The organism is Candidatus Neomarinimicrobiota bacterium, from assembly GCA_041862535.1.
Taxonomy (GTDB): domain Bacteria; phylum Fidelibacterota; class Marinisomatia; order SCGC-AAA003-L08; family TS1B11.
This window is the reverse complement of record JBGVTM010000284.1, coordinates 1-19,708: the sequence shown is the minus strand read 5'-3', so window position 1 is coordinate 19,708 and position 19,708 is coordinate 1. Positions and strand designations below refer to the sequence as shown.

Genomic DNA, 19,708 nt, shown 5'->3' with positions numbered 1-19,708 from the left:
CCGGGGCCCTTACAGCTTTGACCGCCACCGGCCACTGCTGGAGATCGCTCAGCGGCTGCCGCAGCTGAAGGAGGTATGGGTCCTGAAAGGGGCTCAGGTGGGGCTGTCCACCCTGGCGATCGGCTGGTGCCTGTACCTGGCGCGGGTGAAGGGCTATAGCGTGGGTTACGCCCTGCCGACGAAGGTCTTTGCGCGGCGGTTCCTCAAGACGCGGTTCCGGGGGGTGGTGGCCGGCAATCCCCTGCTCAAGGAGGCGGTGAAGACCACGGAGGACGTGGGTCTGATGGCAGTCAGCCCCACCTCTGGCTGTATTCCCGATACCGGGCATGATGGTGGGCCACGGACGGCGCACCTGTACATGCTGGGCATGGAGAATCTGTCGGACGCCATCTCCATCCCGCTGGATGCGCTGGCCTTTGACGAGGTGGACGTGCTGAACCAGGAGAACATGGCCTGGGCGGACGACCGCATTGCCGCCAGCGGGTTCGGGCAGCGGCTGTACTTCTCGGTGGGGATGAATCCCGGGCTGGGGATGGATGCCGGTTATCAGGTGTCGGATCAGCGGGTGTGGGTAGTGCGCTGCCCGGCCTGCGGGCGGGACGACCAGGTGCTGGAAGAGCTGTTCCCGGCGTGTGTGCGGCGGGTCAGAGGTGAGTGGCGGCGGGTCTGCGCCGGGTGCGGGCGGCCGGTGGACGTGCAGGAGAGCGGCCGCTGGGTAGCCCGGTATCCGGATCGGCCGGTGGCGGGGTACCGCGTGCCGCAGCTGATCGTTCCCGAAGTAGCGCTGGACTATATCATGGGTCGCTGGGCAAAGGCGCAACGGCGCCGGAGCCTGCTGGCCAAGTTCCGCTCGTCAACCCTGGCCCTGCCGGACGCCGGTGAGCGCCAGCGGATCACCGCCGAGCTGCTGGCGGTGGTGCTGGAAGACTACCCTGTCGTCGACCGGGCCGAATGGACCGTAGGCGGCGCGGACGTGGGCGATACCTGCCACGTGGCCTTCGCCGACTTTCAAGGGGAGCGGCTGCGGTTCGTGCGCCTGGAAACGGTGAGCTCCGACCGGATGGTGGCCGAGCTGTCGGCCATGATCACGGCGATGGGCTGCCGGTGCTTCGTGATCGATGCCCAGCCGTTCCGGTCGGAGGTGCGGCACCTGGCACGGCTACACCCGGAGGTGGTGCTGCTGCAGTACTTCAGGGAACGTCCGCCGGCTGGCGGGTTCGGCACCGGTAAGGAGACGCACGAGGGCTACACTTACCATACCGTGAGCGAGGACCGGGAAGACTCGCTGGACGCCTACTGCGACCTGTTTGCTGCTGAGCGCAGGGGGGTGGCCTTTCCGCGCTGCCTGCAGGGTCGGGACTTTCTGGACAGCGTGGTGGCGTCTCATCACCTGAAAGGCAGTCAGAAGGTGGAGACCCTGGACCGGCGCCTGGGAAAGACGGTGCCGCGCTTCCGCAAGGGAGTGGAGAACCATTACCTGATGGCGTGCAACAATGCGCGGAAGGCGCTGGTGCTGCTGGCCGCGGGCCGGGGTAGGCGCGGTGCGGGGGTGGTGCCGGTGTTCGGGGGGCTGTAGTTTTTAGTTTCGAGTTACGAGTTTCAAGTTCCGCAAAGCTATCGTTACCTGATGATACTTTTAACCTCAAAAGTATCCTCAGGACTCATTAAGCAAACGATCCGTCTCCGCCAGGTAACGTCAGACAAGTCTTCCACTAAAAGATTTTTTTTTAGAAAAATTATTTTTTCGCGCATCAGGCGCACCTAACGCTTGGGGCGAACGACAACCGGCCACTTTTTTTGTAACCTGCCTCCAGCATGATTACGGAACGCCAAAATATTTTCACTGACAGCATTTATTTTGAACTAAGGAGGTTCCATGGGACTGCGTGATATACTGCGCCCGCGGTCGTCCCGGAAGGTATTGGGTGCGGCCATTCCTGTGGCGGCGCTGCCGCCCGGGGGTCGTTCCAGCCGGGAGAGCCAGAATACATTGCTGGCGGGGATTGCCTCGTACCTGGCCTACTGGGACGGGGTTGAGCCCCTGCTACCGCCGGGCTACCTGGAGCAGATCATCCGGTTGGCGGTGGTGAATCCCGATATGAGCCAGGCGGTGAGCAGCTGGGTGGCCATTGGCAATCCGGGGCACGATCTGATTATGGTGGGGGAGGACGAAGCGGTAGCGGCGGCGGAGCGGCGGCTGAACGCCAAGGCCCGGACCCTGGCCCGGCACACGGCGGGGATCGACGGGCTGGTGAACAAGTACCTGGAGCAGGTAGCGCTGGCAGGGGCCATTTCGTCGGAGGACGTGGTGCACCTGGGCGCGAACCCCGGAGTGGAACAGGTGGTGATCGTGCCGGTATCGCAGATCCGGTTCAAACGTGAGGGTGGCGAATATGTGCCGTTCCAGATGGTAGACCGAGAGGAGCTGGCCCTGAACCCGATCACCTACCGGTACCTGGCCCACATGACCATTGAGAACTCACCCTACGCCAAACCGCCGATGGTAGCAGCCATCGAGCCCATCCTGGACCAGCACCAGATGAAGAAGAACATGCAGTTCATTCTTAAGAAGTTCGGTCTGTTCGGTCTGATCAGTGCGGCGGTGACGCCGCCCCGGCAGGAAGTGGGTGAGTCGACCGAGGAATACCAGAAGCGGATACAGGCCTACCTGAAGGAGGTCCTGGAAGCCTTCAAGGAGAATTTTTACGAGGGTCTGGCGGTCTACACGGACGATATCAAGGTAGAGCGGACCAATCTGACCACGGATGCGCGGGGAGTGCAGGAGATTTTTAGGCTGAACGAAGAGCAGGTCTTTTCGGGGCTGGGCAGTGACCCGGCCATGCACGGCCGCACCTATTCCACTACCGAGACCTACGCCCGGGTGGTGTACAACCTGCTGGTGCGCCATGCGGAGAGCTTTCAGCGGCCGGTGAAGCGACGCATCGAGCGCACCTATCAGCTGGATCTGGCGCTGGCGGGTATTCCCGTTGAGGACATCAGCCTGCGTTTCCACCAGGCCAAGTCGCAGGACCCGTTGACGGAGGCCCGGGCGCGGCAGGTGGCCTGGCGGGTATTGCGCGAGAAAGTGGAGACCGGGCTGCTGGACCCGGACAGCGCCGCCCGGGAGCTGGGCTACGACGACTGGCACGATGTGACCCGGCTGCCGCATTCTGCTGGCATGCTGAACGCCGGGCAGGCCCGCTCCGTGAAGGCGACTGATCGGACGCTTGACGAGCGGCTGCACCGTTTCCGGTTCGATTCTCCGGCGCAGCGCTACCGGCACGTGCGGCCCCGGTTGGTGATGGTATTACCAACCCTTATAGAGGCTGGATCGCCCACCGGGAGTAATGGCCAGCCGGAGCGTTTCCAGGGGGCCCTCATCGAGGATTGGCTGGCGGCGGAACATTAAGGACTATTGCAAGGAGGATTATGTCATGGATCAGGCGGGACAGGTATTGAAAGCTGGGCGAGCCCGCGGCGTAAGTAGGAGCGATGTGCCCCGGCTGCGCAGCCTGTTTATTGATGGTCAGCGGGCACACGCACATCTGCGGCTGCCGTTGCAGAGCGTGCCAGGTAGGGAGTATATCCCGGGCCTGGCTCACTTGACGGCGCGTCCTGAGGATACCGGGCCGGAGGACCTGCAGCCGCGGGAAAATGACCTGGTGCCGTTCACCTTCCGGCTGCTTTCGGAGGCTTATCTGGGCGGCGGCGGGTATCACCTGGACTTTTCCCGCGAAGGTGTTCTGGAGCAGGCCCTAGCGCTGTTTCTGGAGCCAGAGGTAGCGGGCAGCGCCCGTCAGAGTCCGCTGATTGTGGTGCGGGACCACAGTGTGGGCATTGAGGATCGCATCGGCCTGGTGCGCGCTGCGCGTTGGAGCCCGGCGGCGCCAGAGCAGGATCTGCGGGAACCGGGCATTGATGCGGAGCTGCACATTAACTGGAAGCTGGCCGGGGATGTGGTGCGGCGCTTGTTGCACGATCCGCCCCTGCTGGAAGCCTGCAGCGTATCACTGGGATTCAACTGGGAGAAATCCCACCTGGAGCTGGAAGACTGGCAGTTCTGGAAGCAGTTGGGCGAAGAGGTGGACGGATCTACCGTACGTATAGTAGTGACCGAGATTCTATCGGTGGAGCACGTGGGGCTGGTTTTCGCCGGGGCCGATCCGTCGGCGCGACGGACGACTCCCGCTGCCGATCAGCAGGGTCTGGAAGTGGCCGCCGATGCCGGTGGGTCTATGACGGCGAGCCTCGCCGGGGAGCCGGCTGCTGAAGAAGGAGCGGACCTTCAGATGGCAGCGAAGGCCATAACGCTTACGCCCGGCAGCCCGGTTTGGGGTCTGCTGGAGATCGATGAGCCGGACCGTCAGCTGCTGGAGCGGCGGGCAGTTGAGCTGCGAGCACTGGCTGAGGTGGGCCGGGAGGCGCTTGCTGACCTGCGTCAGGAAGTGCGGGCTCTCATTACGCAGCTGGACGGCGTCATGGACTCAGAGCCTTCCCAGGGACTGTTGCAGCTGGTAGAGGCGGCGGACAGGGCTACTCTGCGAGCATTGAAGGAAGAATATACCCGGCGCCTGGAGGTTTTATTGCCGGCTCGCTGTCAGGTGTGCGGCAGCGAGCAGGTGTCACGGCGCTCATCGCGGGAGGCTGTCCCGGCAGGCGCTGAGCGAAGCAGCGATGATCCGGGTCTGTACCGGTGAATACTGCAAGGCATTGCGAAGGAGTCCCGGCGCTTCGGTCGGGACGACTGTGGCAATCTCGAAGGAGATTCAACATACTGGAACGAGATGGCCACGCGGAGTCTATGCTGTGCGCAGCGAATGGGCTCGCAATGACTGTAGAGGATAAAGGATGCAATAGCCAAATAGGAACCTCAACAAGCATACAAAAGAAAAGGAGACGGTGATGAGCATATCCTTTAGGGGGATTCGCGACAAGGCCACTTTCACGGCTAGCAACCTCACCTTCGGTACTGACGAGGGGAAGGTGTGCAAGGCGACGGCCAACAAGACGGTGGGGCTGTGTTCTGATGGCGACCGGTTTCACGGTGTCATCGAGACGATCGAGCGGGACAACGCCTACTGCGTGGTACGCAAGACGGGCTACGTCACGCTGGCCTACACCGGATCGGACCCATCGGCGGGGATCGTCAAGTTCTCGGCTGATGCCTCCGGCGGCGTGAAGGTGGATAACACCAACGGGATCGAGTACCTGGTGGTGGATGTGGACACGACCGATAAAAAAGTGACGCTCTTTTTAGGGTAGTCAGGAGAGGAGCGATGAGTGTGAATCTGAAGCGAATGAAACTGGAGCGGAGTTACTACCAGGAGGCCGAGGCCAAGCGGCTGACTTTCACCGAGTTTCTGGCCACGGTGGACGGCGGGACCCACGTGGACCCCGATTCGCCTCTGGATGCTTTTCAGCAGCAGATGGCGGTGAGGAACCTGATGACGTCGGGTCCCAGGGCGATCCAGTTGGAGGCCTTCTACGAAGAGGACAGCTCCATACTGTTCCCCGAGTGGATCAACCGTCAGATCCGGGAGGGCATGAGCCTGGGCAAGAACGCTCTGCGCCTGTCGGACCTGGTGAGTGTGGAGACGGAGATTGACTCAGGAGTATACGAGGTTCTACTGTCGGAGATCAGCAGTGAGGTGGCGCCCAAGCGGGTTGGCCAGGGTGGGGAGTTCCCCCAGGTGGAGATCAAGATGGGAGAGCAGACCATCAAGCTGGGCAAGTACGGCATCGCCCTGCGGGCCTCATATGAGGCCATCCGCCGGGTGAAGGCTCCTGTGTTTGCGGCCACCCTGCGGAAGATCGGCTTCTACATAGGTCGCCAGATGGTGGACGACGGCATCACGGCGCTGGTGAACGGCACCGGCAACGAAGACGCGGCGCCGGTGGACCAGGTGGCCACCTCGGGGACTCTGAACTACAGCGACTTGGTGGCCTTCGACCTGAACTTCGAGCCGTTCGAGTGCGACTACTGGGTGGCGCCCAAAGACGTGATCCAGACCATCCTGAACATGGTGGAATTCAAGGATCCCCAGGCGGGCTTTGCCTACCAGCAGACGGGGGAGCTGATTACGCCCCTGGGCAATACCCTGCGGCGTTACGATGGTACCCTGCTCTCCACGGATCGGCTGGCGGGGTTCATGCGCCAGTTCGCCATCGAGAAGGTGACGGAGCGCAGCGCCAGCCTGGTGGAGGTGGAGCGCATCATCAACAAGCAGATCGAAGGGACGGTAGTATCCCAGGTGGTGGGCTTTGCCAAGATCGACAAGGACGCCACCCGGATACTGGACATCACTTACTAGTGCCAGTCGCGGGAGGCCTTAGCGGCCTGGAAGTTCCCTGGTGGATGACCCTGAGGCTCTCGATGGCGATGGGATGGATGGTTATTGAATAGTAATTGTTGATTGCGTGCTTCGGGAGCCTCAGCCCCACCGTTGGGGTTGACGATTGATGCATGGTAATTGTCGAAAGAGGATACAGGTTGAGGAAAGGAGCAGGACATGGTGGAGAAGACCATTGCCGTAAAATTGAATCCCCGGCTGGAGAAGGAGGGTCGGGGGCTGTGTGATCCGCAGGATCCGCGCAACAGCGAAGTGATCACCCTGCTGAACTATGGTGCAAAGGGATATCTGCGGGTATATCCCAGTGGATTCATCCAGGCCCAGATTCAGGCGGGGGTACTGCTACGGGTGCCGGAGAGCCAGGCCAGCGGGAGCACCAAGGGCACCGCCAGCGCGAATAAGGCCCAATCCGGCCGGAAGTCGCCGGCGCATAAGCCATGATTGCCAATGGCACACACGTGCGGGCGCTGGGTGGCCTGCCGTCCAGTATTGACGATGATAAGCTGGCTCCTTTTTTCGGGCCGGCTGGTCGTCGGTTAAAGGAGTGGGTGGGCGCTGAGGCATACAGCGACGCGGAGCAGTCCACCCCGGCTGATCCCGACCGGGCGGCGGCCCTGAAAGACAGCGAGGCCTACCTGGTGCTGTATTACGTCGCGCCGCGGCTCAACATGGTGATGGAAGACAGTGGGATCATTACCTACAAGATTGTCGGCAGCTCCAGCGATGAGTTCACCTACCTGTCGCCGCGAGACCTTGAGGAGCTGCGGCAGGTGTGGCTGCGGGACGCGCTAAGCGCCTGTCGTACTTATATCATCAAGGCAGATGTGACCGTGGGGGTGTCTGCGGTGGAGGAGGAATGAATTGTCACTGAGCAGGTGCCCTCAATGGACAGGATTCTGGGCGAATGACCGAGATTGACGCGGAAACACCTTTTCAGCGCTGGCAGAGAAGAAATGATTAGCGATTAAATGACCAGACGGACTACAACCATTTTGAGGAGATGTGAGTGATGGCATTGATGAGCAGACCGACCTATGATCCCAAGCTGAGCCGATGGTGGTGGCGCACCCTGCGGGAGTGGATATACGTTCTAATCGATCCTCTCTGGGCAGCTTTCAGGGGGGATAATACCGATGACATTGCCCTGGTCAACGTGACCGGTGTAAATGGAGTGACCTCGGCGGAGCTGGCGGTGCTGGACGGTATCACGGCCACCACCGCCGAGCTCGACAAGCTGGCGGGGCTGACGGCCAACGCCGTCGAGCTGAACCGAGCAGACCGCACGAAGTCCGACGTGGTGGCCGAGGCCTCCCGGAACGTGGTGCTGGACGCCAATAAGGACCTGTTTGGCAAGCGGTACGACATCACGCGGTCTCTCCTGGAGACAATTTCGAACGGCCCGGGCTTTCGTTTTCGCGGGTCTGATACAATTACGATTCCAGGTGGCGATCAGACGCGATTCCCTGACAATGACTTTTCGATAGTCGCCAGAATAAAGGCGAATACCAATGTGGCGGGAGCCGGTATAATCAGTATGCTGGATGGCAACGATGACGGTTGGAGGCTGATCTACTATAGCGATGACAACCTCTGGGCATCTATTAATAGCGTTGATATGAAAACAACGTCAGGCAATGTGTCGAACGGTGAAAGGCGGGTCGTTGGGGTCACATTCGATAGGAGTGGAAATGGCCAGATTTATGTTGATGGCGTTCCTGATGGACCACCCGTCGATATAACGGGCCAGACGCTGGATATTGCCACCAGCACCGTTATGGTCGGCGCCAGTGCAGAGATGGATATAGGTTGTATCTACCTATTCAACCGGGCACTGTCGACTGAGGATTGGAAAGGTCTAGCATCCGGCATGCCCCTGGACTTTGCTGATGTGGGAGCCAGCCAGGCCGACCTGATAACCAACGGGGAGGACTGGACGGGGGCCAGCGGTTCCACGCCACCCAATAGCTGGAGCGATACCGGTTCGGGTAGTGCCACGTACATTATCAGGGACAACACGCCGGTGGAGAACTTCGGCGACAACAAGGCCCTGGAGTTCAATGCCAGCGATGGTTCCAAGACCCTGTACCAGGGCGTGGCCCAGGCGGGTAAGCGCTACCGGGTCTCGTTTGTTTATCGCAACCTGGAGGGATCGAGCAGCAGCTACGTGGCGTTGGGATCGTCCGCCAACAAGGTAACACTGCAGAACACGGGGATAACCGGAGACGGGATTGTGTTTGAGCAGGAGCTGTTATCGGAGGGGACGGACCTGATGTTCTTTGTGGGCAGCGGCGGTACCCTGCAGATAGACCACGTGCAGGTGATTCAGGTAGGCTGTGTGGCAGCGTACCTGCCGGACGGTATCACCCACGCCCAATGGCAGGATGCCGGTGGTAACGAGCTGCATGGCGCGGTGAACGGCGCCGTGCCGATGAATCTGCCCAGCAATCATGTAGGCCGGTATATCAAGCCGGGCATCACCGGCGACACGACGCTCACGAATGTTATCCCGGCGGGTTACCGCATCAAGAGCATGGTGGCGGAGGTGAGCGGTGCCAGTTCGGGCATGATCCTGAACGTTGGCACCACTGCTGGTGGGAGCGACGTGGTGAATGGGCAGGATATCTCGGCCAATGGTTTGTTTGACCTGACGGTAGCCAAGAGCATTTTCAGTTTAAGCGCCGCCCAGAACCTCTACGTGAACGATGATGGGGGGACCGCCTGGAGCGGTGTGAGCGTGGACCTGTACATTGAGATGGAAAGGGTGAAATGATCCGCCAGCTGGCGGGTAGTCGAATGACGATTGAAGATTGAAACGGCCCGGTGGCCCCCTCCGTCCAGCCTTGGTAGCTCTTGACCTACCGGTAATCTACCCACCGAAAAGCCCAACGTGCCATCTGACCACAGCGGAGGGGGTTGCCGGCCATGGATGAAGTCAAAATTGGGTGCAACCAAACGGGTATAAATCCAGTCAAATATATGATAAGCCGGTCCGGATGAACGATCCGGCAGGCTGTGTATTGTTGGCGATTGCCAATCCTTGGTTGGCTACTTATGTTTGTGGGGGAAAATCTTGATGGCTTTGCCCTTACTCCAGACATCTTTTCAAGGTGGAGGGAAGCGCGGCGGCAAGCCAGTGGCCTCAATCCAAGGTATGACACTACCTTAATGACAAAGGGGGATCACCTGATGAAAGCAATAAGAAACATTTTCGGCTATCTGGCAGGTGCGGTGGCTATGCTAGCGGTGCTAGCGACCGGTCCGGTGGTTTATGGAGCTGATAAGAACGACGTTATCAGCCGCACCTTCGACGTCGATTACGGCGGCACGCTGACCGTGGACACGGAGCGGGGTTCAATTGAAGTGGGTAGTGCCCGCGGTAAGAAGGTCACGGTGGAGATCACCCGGAAGGTGCCTTTCGGCGCGGATACGGAGGAGATACTCGAGGACTTCGAGATCGAGTTCGACCAATCCGGGAAGGATGTGTCCATTGTGGCCAAGTCCAAGCGCGACTGGGACTGGTTCGATTGGGATAATCATCTGCGGATCCATTATGACATCACCGTCCCGGAGAAGTACAACCTTGATCTGAACACGGCGGGCGGCAGCATTAAGATCGCGGACCTGGAGGGGAACGTGGAGTGTGAGACGTCCGGCGGCAGTTTGCATATCAGTCAGATCAAGGGCTCTATTTACGGGCGGACGTCCGGTGGCAGCATTACGCTGATGGGAAGTGACGGCACCGCTGACTTGAAGACCAGCGGTGGGGGTATCGATATCGGTCAAGTGGCCGGTCTGGTAAAGGCTCACACCTCTGGTGGCTCGGTTCAGATTGATGAGGCTGGTGGTGAGGTGGAGGTGAGCACTTCAGGCGGATCGATCCAGGTTAACGAGGTCCGGGGCTCCATCAAGGCCTCCACTTCGGGGGGCAGTGTTACCGCCACCATATCCAAGCAGCCGGAGAATGACTGTACCTTGAAGACCTCCGGCGGTGGTGTGACAGTCTACCTGGCGGAAGGCATCAAGGTTGACGTGAATGCCAAGACCAGCGGCGGCAACGTGATCTGCGATCTACCTATTACCGTCGAGGGCCTGTCCGGCCGCAGTGAGATAACCGGGAAGATTAACGGCGGTGGTCCGGAGCTCTACCTGCGTAGTTCCGGCGGGCCGATCCGGATTAAAAGCAAATGATTGGACCCATCGTGGAAGGAGACATTTGAGTAGAAGAGGCCATGCTGTATCCCTCCCTTGTATAGCCTGTGCCTACCGCATGATTCCTTCCACCGAAAAGGGGCGTCGATCCGACGCCCCTTTTTCGTTGGGGCTTGGTGGGGAGATGAGTTATACGGCCAGGAGCATCCCTGAAATAGCGGGGCCGTTTTCTTTTAGGGGCATTCCTGGTGGCAGTTGATTAGATTAGGGGCGTGACGCGCGAGTATAAGCCTTGTCATTCACGTCAGCCAATCTGAAGCGTCGAATTCCCTTTATTGTAGCGGGACTCCTGCTGGCAATAGGCCTGTCTCATTCCCAGCAGACCCCTCCCCGCACCGAATACTACCGCGACGAGGCAGCCTTCCGGGCCGGCATCAAGCTGTTCCCCTTTGAGATCCACGAGGGAGACTACCTGAAGGTGTTCTACGACGACCGGGGCTTCGTGCAGCTGATGAGCTGGCACACGCGGGAGGACTCGCTGATCAAGACTCGCTCCTACGAATACTGGGAGGACGACCTGTCCATCAAGCGGCTGCTGGAGCTGACCCCTGACAGCCTGATCATCCGGGAGGTGCTCTTCGGGGATGAGCCCAAGTCCCGAGAGTTCATCGAGCACGTCTATGGGGTGGAGTTTGTGCCCGACTTCCGCAACCGGTTCACCGAGGTGCGGGTGGATTCGGCCCAGCGGACGGCCTCCTACAAGATAATGAGCACGCAGGGGGAGCTGATCGGGGCGGTGTTCCTGGACTACGACAGCCTGGGTTTTCTTACCAATGAGACCTGGTTCCAGGGTGAGGATATAAAGCGGGTGCGGGAGTTCCGGTATATTTTCCACCGGGATACGGGCGAGCAGGAGGTGATTGAGCGGGGCCGGGAGGGGCAGGTAGTGAGCCACGTGCGCATCAAGACCGATCCCCACCGGCGGCCGGGATATGGACTGGGAGTGGAAATGGAGCAGCTGCTGGATACGACCGCCGCTTTACCGCAAGGCGCAGCGCCAGATACCAGCGACGCACCATAACCCTAGGTCGGCGCCGTCAATCCACCCCTCATCCGGTGGGAGAGGGGCCCTAACGGCGAATCAGATCACTCAATATATAGGGCATTAAACAGCAGCCGGAAGGTGCCCCAGGTCTGGGCGCGGTTCTGGACGCGGAAGCCGTAAAGGAGCGCCTTGCCTTTCCCGGCAGTGAGTTCGGCCAGGGCCACCTTGTTGTGCAGGTGTTTGTCGCCCAGCACCCAGCCGCTGAGCAGCGGATTGGTGGGGCCATAGGTTGCGGTTTCCCGGTGGGGCTGCGGACCGGAGACGAGGGCATAGGCCGGGTCGCGGATGAAGTAGATGGGCATGGTCGCGGGCATGCCGCAGGTGAGGGGGGAGGAGGGGTCCAGGTTGACCTGGAAGATAGTGCCGGGGGCAAAGAAGTCATCACTCTTGAGGTCTTTGAGCACGTTGCGGGCCGGCACCCCCAGCTCATCGATGGCGAAGTCCCCGGACTGACCGAATAATAGCACAGTGCCGCCTTCCAGCAGGTACCGTTTGAGATTCTCCTTGCCCTCTTTGCCGATGCCGCCGCGGTATTCCTCGGGCAGAGGCGGATCGCCGATGCGCTCCTTCTGGGTGGGGCTGTATTTGCCGTCCACAATCATGCTGGTGCGCATACTGGGCACGATAATGACGTCATAGCGCTTCAGAGTTCCCAGGGAGGCGAAATCCTTGTTGCGCAACAGGGTGTAGTCAAAGCCGAAGTTGTCGAAAATATAGCGGGTCCAGCCTTCGTCGTAGGCGGGGAGGTAGGGCCCGTAGAGTGCAATCCGGGCCGCTTTGAGGGGTGTACTCTCCGGTTGCGATGAGACCGGAGTAAGTCGCACCTCGTAGGAGGTATGGGCTTCCTGGAGGATCGTTCGGTTTCGGCGGGTGACAGGTATGACGAACGACCCGGCCGGGAAGGTTTCTTCACCTACCTGTGTGGGTTTATTCAGGGAGCCGACCTTATGCCCGGCTTTCAGGAGGGCGTTCACCAGGCGGTAGCTGTTGATCCAGCGGCGGCTGAGGAGGTAGGTCTGGGCATTGGTTGGTGCCGCCGGGAGGTCCCAGGCCGGATGGCTCATTTCCTCCAGCTCGGCGGTGAGGGGGACGGTAACCGGGATAGCCTTTACGCCCATCATGGGGGGCAGGGACCAGGTGGTGAGGTCATATGGTGACAGGGGTGGTCCGCCCGGATAGAGGCGCATGTCCGGGTAGTGCTGGCGTTCCATGAGGTCCTTGATGTAGGGACGGTTGGGCTGGGCCAGGGGTATGACAAACGACCCTGCCGGGGCGGTAACCTCGCCCGTATCCACTGGCTGTCGGGCGCGGTAGATCTTCACATTGGCATAGCGCAATCGACGGAGGAGTTCCACGGCGGCGTTGGGGTCGTGCTGGCTGGCCGGGCCGACGGGCAGGTCGGGCGGGATGACCCAGGCGTAGGGCGCCTCGGTTCGTCCTCTCTCGATGGCCTCGCGGTTGAGTTCGTAATAGGTGGTTTTGTAGCGGGTTTTATAGCTGGCAGCCAGGTCGAGGATGGCGTAGGTGGCGGCCTTTTCGTATTCGATGATATCCCGTAGATGCCACCAGCCGCCGGGCCAGGGGTGGGGGAAGTTGGTCTGGGCTTGGTAGTCGCTGAGGGCGCCGTACATACCCTCGAGGCTGGTTTTGGGGTGGTAGGTAGGGGTGGCATAGCGGACGCTGGCTGCTTCGGTGAGGATGCCGAGGCGGTTGTGCCAGAGCGGGGTTTTGGACATGGTGCCCTCGAAGAAGGCGTTGAAGAGGGTGCCGGTGATAATGCCGGTGAAGCCGCGGTCGGTGAGGTCGGCGAGGACGTAGTTGCCCAGCATGTTGACGGCGGCGGTAAGGCGGGGGTGGATGTTAGGATTGACGGGGTCCTGGTAGGGGGGCACGAAGAGGCGGGCGCTATTGGAGCCCATCTGGTGCTGGTCGTAGACGATTTCGGGGTACCAGTCGTAGAAGAGCACCCGGGCCAGCAGGCGGGACTCTGCCAGGTTGAAGAAGAACCAGTCGCGGTTATTATCGTGGCCGGCGTAGTAGTGGTACAGCCCGGGGAAGCTGGCACCCTCACTTTCGGTGTCTTTGGTCTGGTTGTAGTAGTCCACGATCATCTGCTGGCCGTCGGGATTCAGGGAGGGTACCATGAGCAGGATGACGCTGTCCAGGATGGTCTGGACGCGCTGGTTGCTGCGAGTGGCCAGTTCCCAGGCCAGTTCGACCGATTCCTGGCTGGCGGCGATCTCGGTGGCGTGGATGTTGAGGGTGAGGAGCACCACGGTCTTGCCTTCCTGGATGAGGGCGGCGGCTTCGTCGGGTCCGCCAGCTGGCGGATCGACCTGGCCGAGGCGCCGCTGAAGCTCCCGGTAGCGCTCAAGGTGAGGGAGGTCCTGTTCGGCGGTGATGGTCACCAGCAGGAAGGGCTTGCCCATGGTGGATTTGCCCAGCTCTTCCACCAGGACGCGATTGGAGCGTTCGCCCAGGTACAGGAAGTATTCTACAATCTGTTTCCAGTCGATAAGCTGTCGGTCGGCACCCATAACGTGGCCGAAGTAAGCCTCGGGCGATTGGATATCCTGCGCCCACAGCGGGGTGAGGAGCAGTGTCAGGCCAGCGAGGAGGATTTGGATCAAGCGCATGGCAATTCTCTTTGTGGGTTACCGGCTGCGATTAACTAGTTTCGAGTTCAAATGTTAAAGTTCCAAGTTGAAAGTTGCATGCCTCGGGCCACAAACCCAAATGCACGGTTCGCTGGATTTCGGCGCGTTGTACCCGTAGATTCCGTTGCCTATTCTAAACCGACAATTTCTTAGACCAAATCGAGGAACGACTAATGAAGGGGATCAAATCAGTTCAAGTGTCCATGTTAGCGCTTTTGCTCATGGCAGGCATTCTATGGGGGCAGGAAATACCAGCACCTACCAACCTGGTCACCATACCCACCGCCGGGACCCTACAGCGGGGTCAATATGAGTTTGACGTGTTGATGCAGACCGGCGGCGGCATTCTCGGCCGGCTGGGAATCGGTCTTTCTGACCGGTTTTCGCTGGGAATGAGCTACGGCATCCAGCAGTTTATTGGTGATGAGCAACCGAAGATAAACCGGAAGATGCCCGAGGCGCAGCTCAAGTTCAGGATTTATGATGAGAGTTATAAGATGCCGGCGCTGGCTCTGGGCCTGGAAACTCAGGGCCGGGGCCTCTTCCATGAGGATATGCCGGTCGTGTCGGGGGAGGACACCCTCACCGTGGCGCGGTATGATATCAAGGCAATCGGGCTATATCTGGTGGCGAGCAAGAACTGGAATATCCTGGGCAACTTTGGCTCCCATTTCGGGATCTGTAAGAATTTTCTGGAGGAAGATGAGACGGACAAAGATATCAACTTTTTCTTCGGCGTGGATAAGGACCTCAGTCCCGGTATATCAGCTTTTATTGAATACAACGCCGCTTTGGACGACAACGATTACGACTATGACGAGATATCTTTCGGGCAGGGGCGGGGCTATTTGAATGCGGGTATCCGGTTAAACGTAGCCGCCAGTCTGTACATGGAAGTCGATTTCAACGATATCCTGACTAACAAGGGTGAAGTAAAGTACCTCAGCCGCGAGGTAAAGGTGGTCTACAACGAGTTCTTTTAAAGCCGATATTTGCGGGAGCTCATCTTTGTGAGAGTAGCAATCGCCGGAACTTACCTGCTTCTGATGCTCGCCCTTTCCCCCGCCTCGGTGGCGATTGCACAGGACACCAGGGTCGTTGGGCGTCTGGAGGCGCTGGGTAGCGAAATCATTACCAGCCTGAAGGATCAGGCGGGCTGGAGACTGGCCGTCATGGATTTTTTGCTTTACATCGATAAGCTATCCAAGCAGGGAGTTGATGAGGCGGCCGTAGCGATCCTCGAAACCGTTCTCAGGGACCGAGGCGTCCAGCTGGTAGAACGCAGGAGGCTGGGACAAGTTGTTGACGAAATCGGCCTTGGTGAGACCGGCCTCCTGGATCCCTCAACGGTTGCCGAGGCCGGTAAGCTGCTGGGGGCCAATGGGATGATCATCGGCTCAATAACAGAGATGGGCAGTGCTATCGTTATCAATGTCAAGCTAGTGGAGGTGGAATCTTCTGAGATCATCTTCACTTCCTTCGCGACCGTTGATCGGGAAGAAATGCTCCAGGAAGCGCAGAAGTATGTTGTAGTTATCGGTGGTGAGCGGTCGTTGCTTCTGGCGGGCTTGGGCTCGGCATTGATTCCAGGCGTGGGCCAGATTTACGCCAAGCGGTCGCTAAAGGGGGTGGTTTATTTCGCACTGGTCGCTGCGGGCCTGGCAGGCTACTTGTATGAGGGCGATCAGGCCGAGGGTTTCAAAGCCGACTTTGATGCCAGCAAAGACAAATACGGGCAATCGTACCGGGTCGCGGACATCGCGAAATACCGTCAGGAAATGGAAAACGCCAACGAGAATTATCGTGAGACGCAGGAGCTTCAACAAAATATTATCATGCCTGCTACCACGGCCATTTACCTATTAGGCGTTCTGGATGCCGTCCGAAGCGCCCGGCATTACAACCAGGAAATGCAGAAAAAGTATGCCTTGCGTATCGCGCCGGCCCCTAACGGTGCGCTGGCCAGCCTGGAAATGAGGTTCTGAGCCATGGGGGGAGAGTGCCTGCGGGTGCGGTGGACAGGATATCTCCTGCTGCTCCTTTTGTTGTCGGGATGTGTGGATGTGGAGGAACTGGAATATCCGACCGGGAATCCTTTTGATCCCGCTGACGCCAACTATGCCGGACTAGAATTCATGGACAGTTTCACCATCAGCAAGGGAAGTCTGGAACCAAAAGCTATCGCAGTTTCCGGTGAGGATGAAATATACCTGAGTTGGGGCGCAGGTGGCTTCATAGAGAAATACAGCCCGGATGGTGAGCTGCTAGCGGAACTGGAGATAAGAGACTCCTACGATCAAATTGTAGGGGTTCAAAGTCTTCACTTAATTGATAACGAACTGTATATCCTCGCGCCTTTCAATGAAGCCGATGAAGACGGCAATTCCATCCTCGTTCAGAAATACTCCCTGGACCTGCAACTTGTCTCAAAAGTAGGTATCCCCAACTTGCGAGCGGAGGAATACGGCGGCGAGAACGATGTAGGACCTATACTGGTCCATGATGTTGACCCCCAGGGCAATTACTACGTAACCTACGCTTCGCGCACTGGGAGCTCCGATCTCCTCAAGCTCTTCGTGCGCGTCTGTGATAACAGTGGCAACGTCGTCAGAGACTTTATTGTGGATACCACCGGGATCGGAATCGCTGGGGATTTGTTTACCATCATGGGGATTTCAGTTAATCAGGCTAATGAAAAATATTTCAAATTACTCTGGAATCCGCCGCTAGGTGGTAATGCCATACGGTATACGGTTAAATATGATACCCAGGATGCCAGGGAAAAATACTGGGAGTTTGGCTGGACCGGCGGCGGCTCTGAATATTTTGATCGGTTGGCGTTCACCACTGAGGGATATATCTGCACCTCTACGTGGAGTGGTGATCTTGAGGTTTGGAACGATGAGGAACGGCTTCAGGAAATTCCAATGAGCGATTTCAATCTTCGTTTTGCCCGCTTCGGCATCGCCGGCGCTAAAACGGAAAAGAGGCTGTATGCTATCGCATCTGAGGCGTACCCGACAAGATATCACGTAATGATTTTTAGATACTACTGGTAACCAGAGTTGAAGCAAACAAAAGGAGCACTATAATGAGTCCCGTGCAGAAAACGCTGGGCTTGCTGGTCCTGGTGGGTATTTTTGTTGTTACGACGGGGCTGAAGGCCCAGGATGAAGGAGCCCCCGTCTGGCAGCAGATTGACGACCTGAACGATGCCGACGACTTCGATGGGGCCTACGCCCTGCTGGCGCCGCTTAAGGCCGAGTATGGGAGCGATGTGCGCTACCTGTGGCGCATCGCCCGGCACCACTTCAACAACTCGGACAACACCACCGACGAGGAGGTCATTGAGCGAGAGGTCCATACGGGTTTTGAATTTTCTAAGCAGGCTTTAGCGGCTGATACGATGGACGCCGACGCTCAGGGCTGGTATGGCATCCTGATCGGCCGGGTGGGGGAGATTAAAGGCACCAAGCAGAAAATCCTCAACTCCTATGACGTCAAAAAGCACACCCTGAAGGCCATCGATCTGGACCCGGATAACGATTCCTGGCAGCACGTGATGGGGCGGTGGCACTACACCTTGGCGGACCTGAACTGGTTTGAGCGAACCATAGCCTCCATTGTTTACGCCACGCCGCCCAAGGCGTCATTTGAGGAAGCCGAGAAGTACTTCACCAGTGCCGCCAAGCTGGCCCCCGATGACGTGCGCCACTTCCTGTGGCTGGGCAAGACGCAGCTGGAGCTGGACAAGGAGGATGCAGCCCGAGCCAACCTGGAGCAGGCCATTAGCCTGCCATCAAAGTCGGACAGCGATACCATCCTGCAGGACGAGGCCAGGGAGCTGCTGGAGACCCTTTAGCCTGACTGACGCCGGGCTGGTTCCGGCGGCCTGATCCGGTTGGTTTACCGCCTTTATGCCTGACAAGCATCTCACGGAAAAAACGCTCTCCAGCGAGACGATTTTCAAGGGGCGGCTGCTGGAGGTGCGGCGGGACGAGGTGCAGCTGCCGGACGGCACCACCACCATCCGGGAGTACATCCGGCATCCCGGCGCGGTGGTGATGGTGCCTTTGCGGGACGATGGGCGCATAATCTTCCTGCGCCAGTTCCGGTACGCCCTGGATCGGGTGATGATGGAGCTGCCGGCGGGTAAAGTGGACGCCGGTGAGGATCCTGCGGAAACCGCCCGACGGGAACTAGCCGAAGAGATCGGTGCCACCTGCCAGAAGCTCGTCCGACTGGGGCTGATCCACCCTTGCATCGGTTACAGTGACGAACAGATCGTGGTCTATCTGGCTCAAGGCCTGCAATGGGCGGAAGCGGAGGCTGAGGCGGATGAATTCGTGGAGCCTTTCGAGCTGCCCCTGGAGGAGGCCCTGGAGTTGATCGAGCAGGGCAAGATTACCGACGTGAAGACCATCATTGCTCTCTACTGGACCGAGCGCTATCTGGCGGGGAAGTGGCGACAATAAGCAGCTTCGAGTTACGAGTTCAGAGTTGCTGGTTACGGGTTTAGGGCGGGTTCGCGAAGGGGCACGGCGCGCCGTGCCCTTACCATTTTTCCATTAGCAATCGGTAAACCACAGTGCACCAACACCCGTCAGCACGGCTGAAAGTGTTCATCCGGGAGGCCGCCCGGCGCCACGGTTTCCAGAAAGTGGGCTTTGCGGAGCCGTCAACCCTGGATAGAGAGGTGAAGGACCTGCGCGCGTGGCTGGCAGCGGGCCGCCACGGCAGCATGACCTGGCTGACCCGGCGAGTGGAGGAACGGACCGATCCCCGGGTCTATTTCCCCCAGGTGAAGACGGTGGTGTCCCTGGCTATGAACTACTACACACCGCCGCCGGAGCGTCCCGCGCATGCTCCCAAATGGTCCAGCTACGCCTGGGGCGACGACTACCACCGGCTGCTGAAAAGGCGCCTGAAAGCCGTGCTGGCTGAGGTGGCCCAAGCCTACCCGGGCGTCAGGGGGATTGCCTGCGTGGACACCTCCCCAATAATGGAGAAGGTCTGGGCGCAGCGGGCGGGCCTGGGCTGGCAGGGCAAGCACACCAACCTGATCACCCGCGATTACGGCTCGTGGGTGTTCCTGGGGGAGCTGCTGCTGGATGTGGAGTTGGAACCCGATCCGCCCTTTGACGAGGACCTGTGCGGCAGCTGCACTGCCTGCCTGGAGGCCTGCCCCACCGGCGCCCTCACCGCCCCGTATCAAATCGACGCCCGCCGGTGCATCTCCTATCTGACTATCGAGTACCGGGGCAGCTTCAGCCGAGAACAGGCGGGCTGGCTGCACGGCTGGATCTATGGCTGCGACATCTGCCAGGCGGTGTGTCCCTGGAACGTGCGCTTTGCCCGGCCGAGCCCGGAGCCAGCCTTCGCGCCGCGGGAGGTCATCACCGCATTTGACTTTGAGGATTGGGCGGCGCTGGGTGAGAAGCGGTGGG

Annotated in this window: 17 protein-coding genes; 16 read left to right on the top strand and 1 reads right to left on the bottom strand. The window is 59.4% G+C overall.

The genetic code is table 11. The features are described from left to right. The 10 genes from ACETWG_10620 to ACETWG_10575 all read left to right on the top strand — a co-directional run. Nucleotides 1-1,576, top strand: a 1,576-nt coding sequence (locus ACETWG_10620; protein MFB0517037.1) for a phage terminase large subunit family protein, incomplete at its 5' end; no start/stop codon positions are given. Nucleotides 1,577-1,876: 300 nt separating this feature from the next. After that, entirely contained in the window at nt 1,877-3,409 is a 1,533-nt protein-coding gene (locus ACETWG_10615) for a hypothetical protein (protein MFB0517036.1), read from the top strand. Between the two features lie 25 nt (nt 3,410-3,434). After that, a complete protein-coding gene (locus ACETWG_10610) occupies nt 3,435-4,697 on the top strand; it encodes a hypothetical protein (protein ID MFB0517035.1) in 1,263 nt (420 codons plus the stop codon). A gap of 205 nt (nt 4,698-4,902) precedes the next feature. Further along, nucleotides 4,903-5,262, top strand: a complete 360-nt coding sequence (locus tag ACETWG_10605; GenBank protein ID MFB0517034.1) for a hypothetical protein — start codon at nt 4,903-4,905, stop codon at nt 5,260-5,262. A gap of 14 nt (nt 5,263-5,276) precedes the next feature. Then, the gene (locus ACETWG_10600; protein MFB0517033.1) at nt 5,277-6,311 is read left to right on the top strand and encodes a hypothetical protein; all 1,035 of its coding nucleotides are present in this window, start codon (nt 5,277-5,279) and stop codon (nt 6,309-6,311) included. 198 nt (nt 6,312-6,509) lie between these two features. Further along, nucleotides 6,510-6,791, top strand: coding sequence for a hypothetical protein (locus tag ACETWG_10595; protein MFB0517032.1), 282 nt, complete (start codon nt 6,510-6,512; stop codon nt 6,789-6,791). Beyond that, nucleotides 6,788-7,210 (top strand): hypothetical protein, encoded by a 423-nt coding sequence (locus tag ACETWG_10590; GenBank protein ID MFB0517031.1) that lies wholly within the window; start codon nt 6,788-6,790, stop codon nt 7,208-7,210. The genes ACETWG_10595 and ACETWG_10590 overlap by 4 nt, the downstream gene beginning before the upstream one ends. A gap of 158 nt (nt 7,211-7,368) precedes the next feature. After that, the gene (locus tag ACETWG_10585) at nt 7,369-9,120 is read left to right on the top strand and encodes a hypothetical protein (protein MFB0517030.1); all 1,752 of its coding nucleotides are present in this window, start codon (nt 7,369-7,371) and stop codon (nt 9,118-9,120) included. A gap of 416 nt (nt 9,121-9,536) precedes the next feature. Further along, nucleotides 9,537-10,538 (top strand): DUF4097 domain-containing protein, encoded by a 1,002-nt coding sequence (locus ACETWG_10580; protein MFB0517029.1) that lies wholly within the window; start codon nt 9,537-9,539, stop codon nt 10,536-10,538. Between the two features lie 253 nt (nt 10,539-10,791). Beyond that, nucleotides 10,792-11,580 carry a hypothetical protein gene (locus tag ACETWG_10575; GenBank protein MFB0517028.1) on the top strand — a complete coding sequence of 263 codons (789 nt, stop codon included), beginning with the start codon at nt 10,792-10,794 and terminating at the stop codon, nt 11,578-11,580. A gap of 65 nt (nt 11,581-11,645) precedes the next feature. On the opposite strand, the gene ACETWG_10570 is transcribed toward ACETWG_10575, so the two are convergent. Continuing rightward, the gene (locus ACETWG_10570; protein ID MFB0517027.1) at nt 11,646-14,240 is read right to left on the bottom strand and encodes a M14 metallopeptidase family protein; all 2,595 of its coding nucleotides are present in this window, start codon (nt 14,238-14,240) and stop codon (nt 11,646-11,648) included. A 194-nt stretch (nt 14,241-14,434) separates the two neighbouring features. Between ACETWG_10570 and ACETWG_10565 the strand changes: the two genes are divergently transcribed. The 6 genes from ACETWG_10565 to queG all read left to right on the top strand — a co-directional run. Further along, nucleotides 14,435-15,244 (top strand): hypothetical protein, encoded by an 810-nt coding sequence (locus tag ACETWG_10565; GenBank protein MFB0517026.1) that lies wholly within the window; start codon nt 14,435-14,437, stop codon nt 15,242-15,244. Nucleotides 15,245-15,271: 27 nt separating this feature from the next. Beyond that, nucleotides 15,272-16,246, top strand: coding sequence for a DUF5683 domain-containing protein (locus ACETWG_10560; GenBank protein MFB0517025.1), 975 nt, complete (start codon nt 15,272-15,274; stop codon nt 16,244-16,246). Nucleotides 16,247-16,270: 24 nt separating this feature from the next. Then, complete coding sequence (locus ACETWG_10555; protein ID MFB0517024.1) at nt 16,271-17,320, top strand: hypothetical protein; 1,050 nt, start codon at nt 16,271-16,273, stop codon at nt 17,318-17,320. A gap of 32 nt (nt 17,321-17,352) precedes the next feature. After that, the gene (locus ACETWG_10550) at nt 17,353-18,123 is read left to right on the top strand and encodes a hypothetical protein (GenBank protein ID MFB0517023.1); all 771 of its coding nucleotides are present in this window, start codon (nt 17,353-17,355) and stop codon (nt 18,121-18,123) included. 55 nt (nt 18,124-18,178) lie between these two features. Continuing rightward, complete coding sequence (locus ACETWG_10545; GenBank protein MFB0517022.1) at nt 18,179-18,736, top strand: NUDIX domain-containing protein; 558 nt, start codon at nt 18,179-18,181, stop codon at nt 18,734-18,736. A 113-nt stretch (nt 18,737-18,849) separates the two neighbouring features. Continuing rightward, on the top strand, nt 18,850-19,708 hold an 859-nt coding region (queG, locus tag ACETWG_10540; protein MFB0517021.1), incomplete at its 3' end, for a tRNA epoxyqueuosine(34) reductase QueG.

Excerpts from the sequence above, each read along its gene's own strand:
- ACETWG_10590 (MFB0517031.1), top strand. The coding sequence starts at position 6,788 with ATGATTGCCAATGGCACACACGTGCGGGCGCTGGGTGGCCTGCCGTCC.
- ACETWG_10585 (MFB0517030.1), top strand. The coding sequence starts at position 7,369 with ATGAGCAGACCGACCTATGATCCCAAGCTGAGCCGATGGTGGTGGCGC.
- ACETWG_10580 (MFB0517029.1), top strand. The coding sequence starts at position 9,537 with ATGAAAGCAATAAGAAACATTTTCGGCTATCTGGCAGGTGCGGTGGCT.
- ACETWG_10595 (MFB0517032.1), top strand. The coding sequence starts at position 6,510 with ATGGTGGAGAAGACCATTGCCGTAAAATTGAATCCCCGGCTGGAGAAG.
- ACETWG_10605 (MFB0517034.1), top strand. The coding sequence starts at position 4,903 with ATGAGCATATCCTTTAGGGGGATTCGCGACAAGGCCACTTTCACGGCT.
- ACETWG_10615 (MFB0517036.1), top strand. The coding sequence starts at position 1,877 with ATGGGACTGCGTGATATACTGCGCCCGCGGTCGTCCCGGAAGGTATTG.
- ACETWG_10550 (MFB0517023.1), top strand. The coding sequence starts at position 17,353 with ATGAGTCCCGTGCAGAAAACGCTGGGCTTGCTGGTCCTGGTGGGTATT.
- ACETWG_10610 (MFB0517035.1), top strand. The coding sequence starts at position 3,435 with ATGGATCAGGCGGGACAGGTATTGAAAGCTGGGCGAGCCCGCGGCGTA.
- ACETWG_10600 (MFB0517033.1), top strand. The coding sequence starts at position 5,277 with ATGAGTGTGAATCTGAAGCGAATGAAACTGGAGCGGAGTTACTACCAG.
- ACETWG_10570 (MFB0517027.1), bottom strand. The coding sequence starts at position 14,240 with ATGCGCTTGATCCAAATCCTCCTCGCTGGCCTGACACTGCTCCTCACC.
- ACETWG_10565 (MFB0517026.1), top strand. The coding sequence starts at position 14,435 with ATGAAGGGGATCAAATCAGTTCAAGTGTCCATGTTAGCGCTTTTGCTC.
- ACETWG_10545 (MFB0517022.1), top strand. The coding sequence starts at position 18,179 with ATGCCTGACAAGCATCTCACGGAAAAAACGCTCTCCAGCGAGACGATT.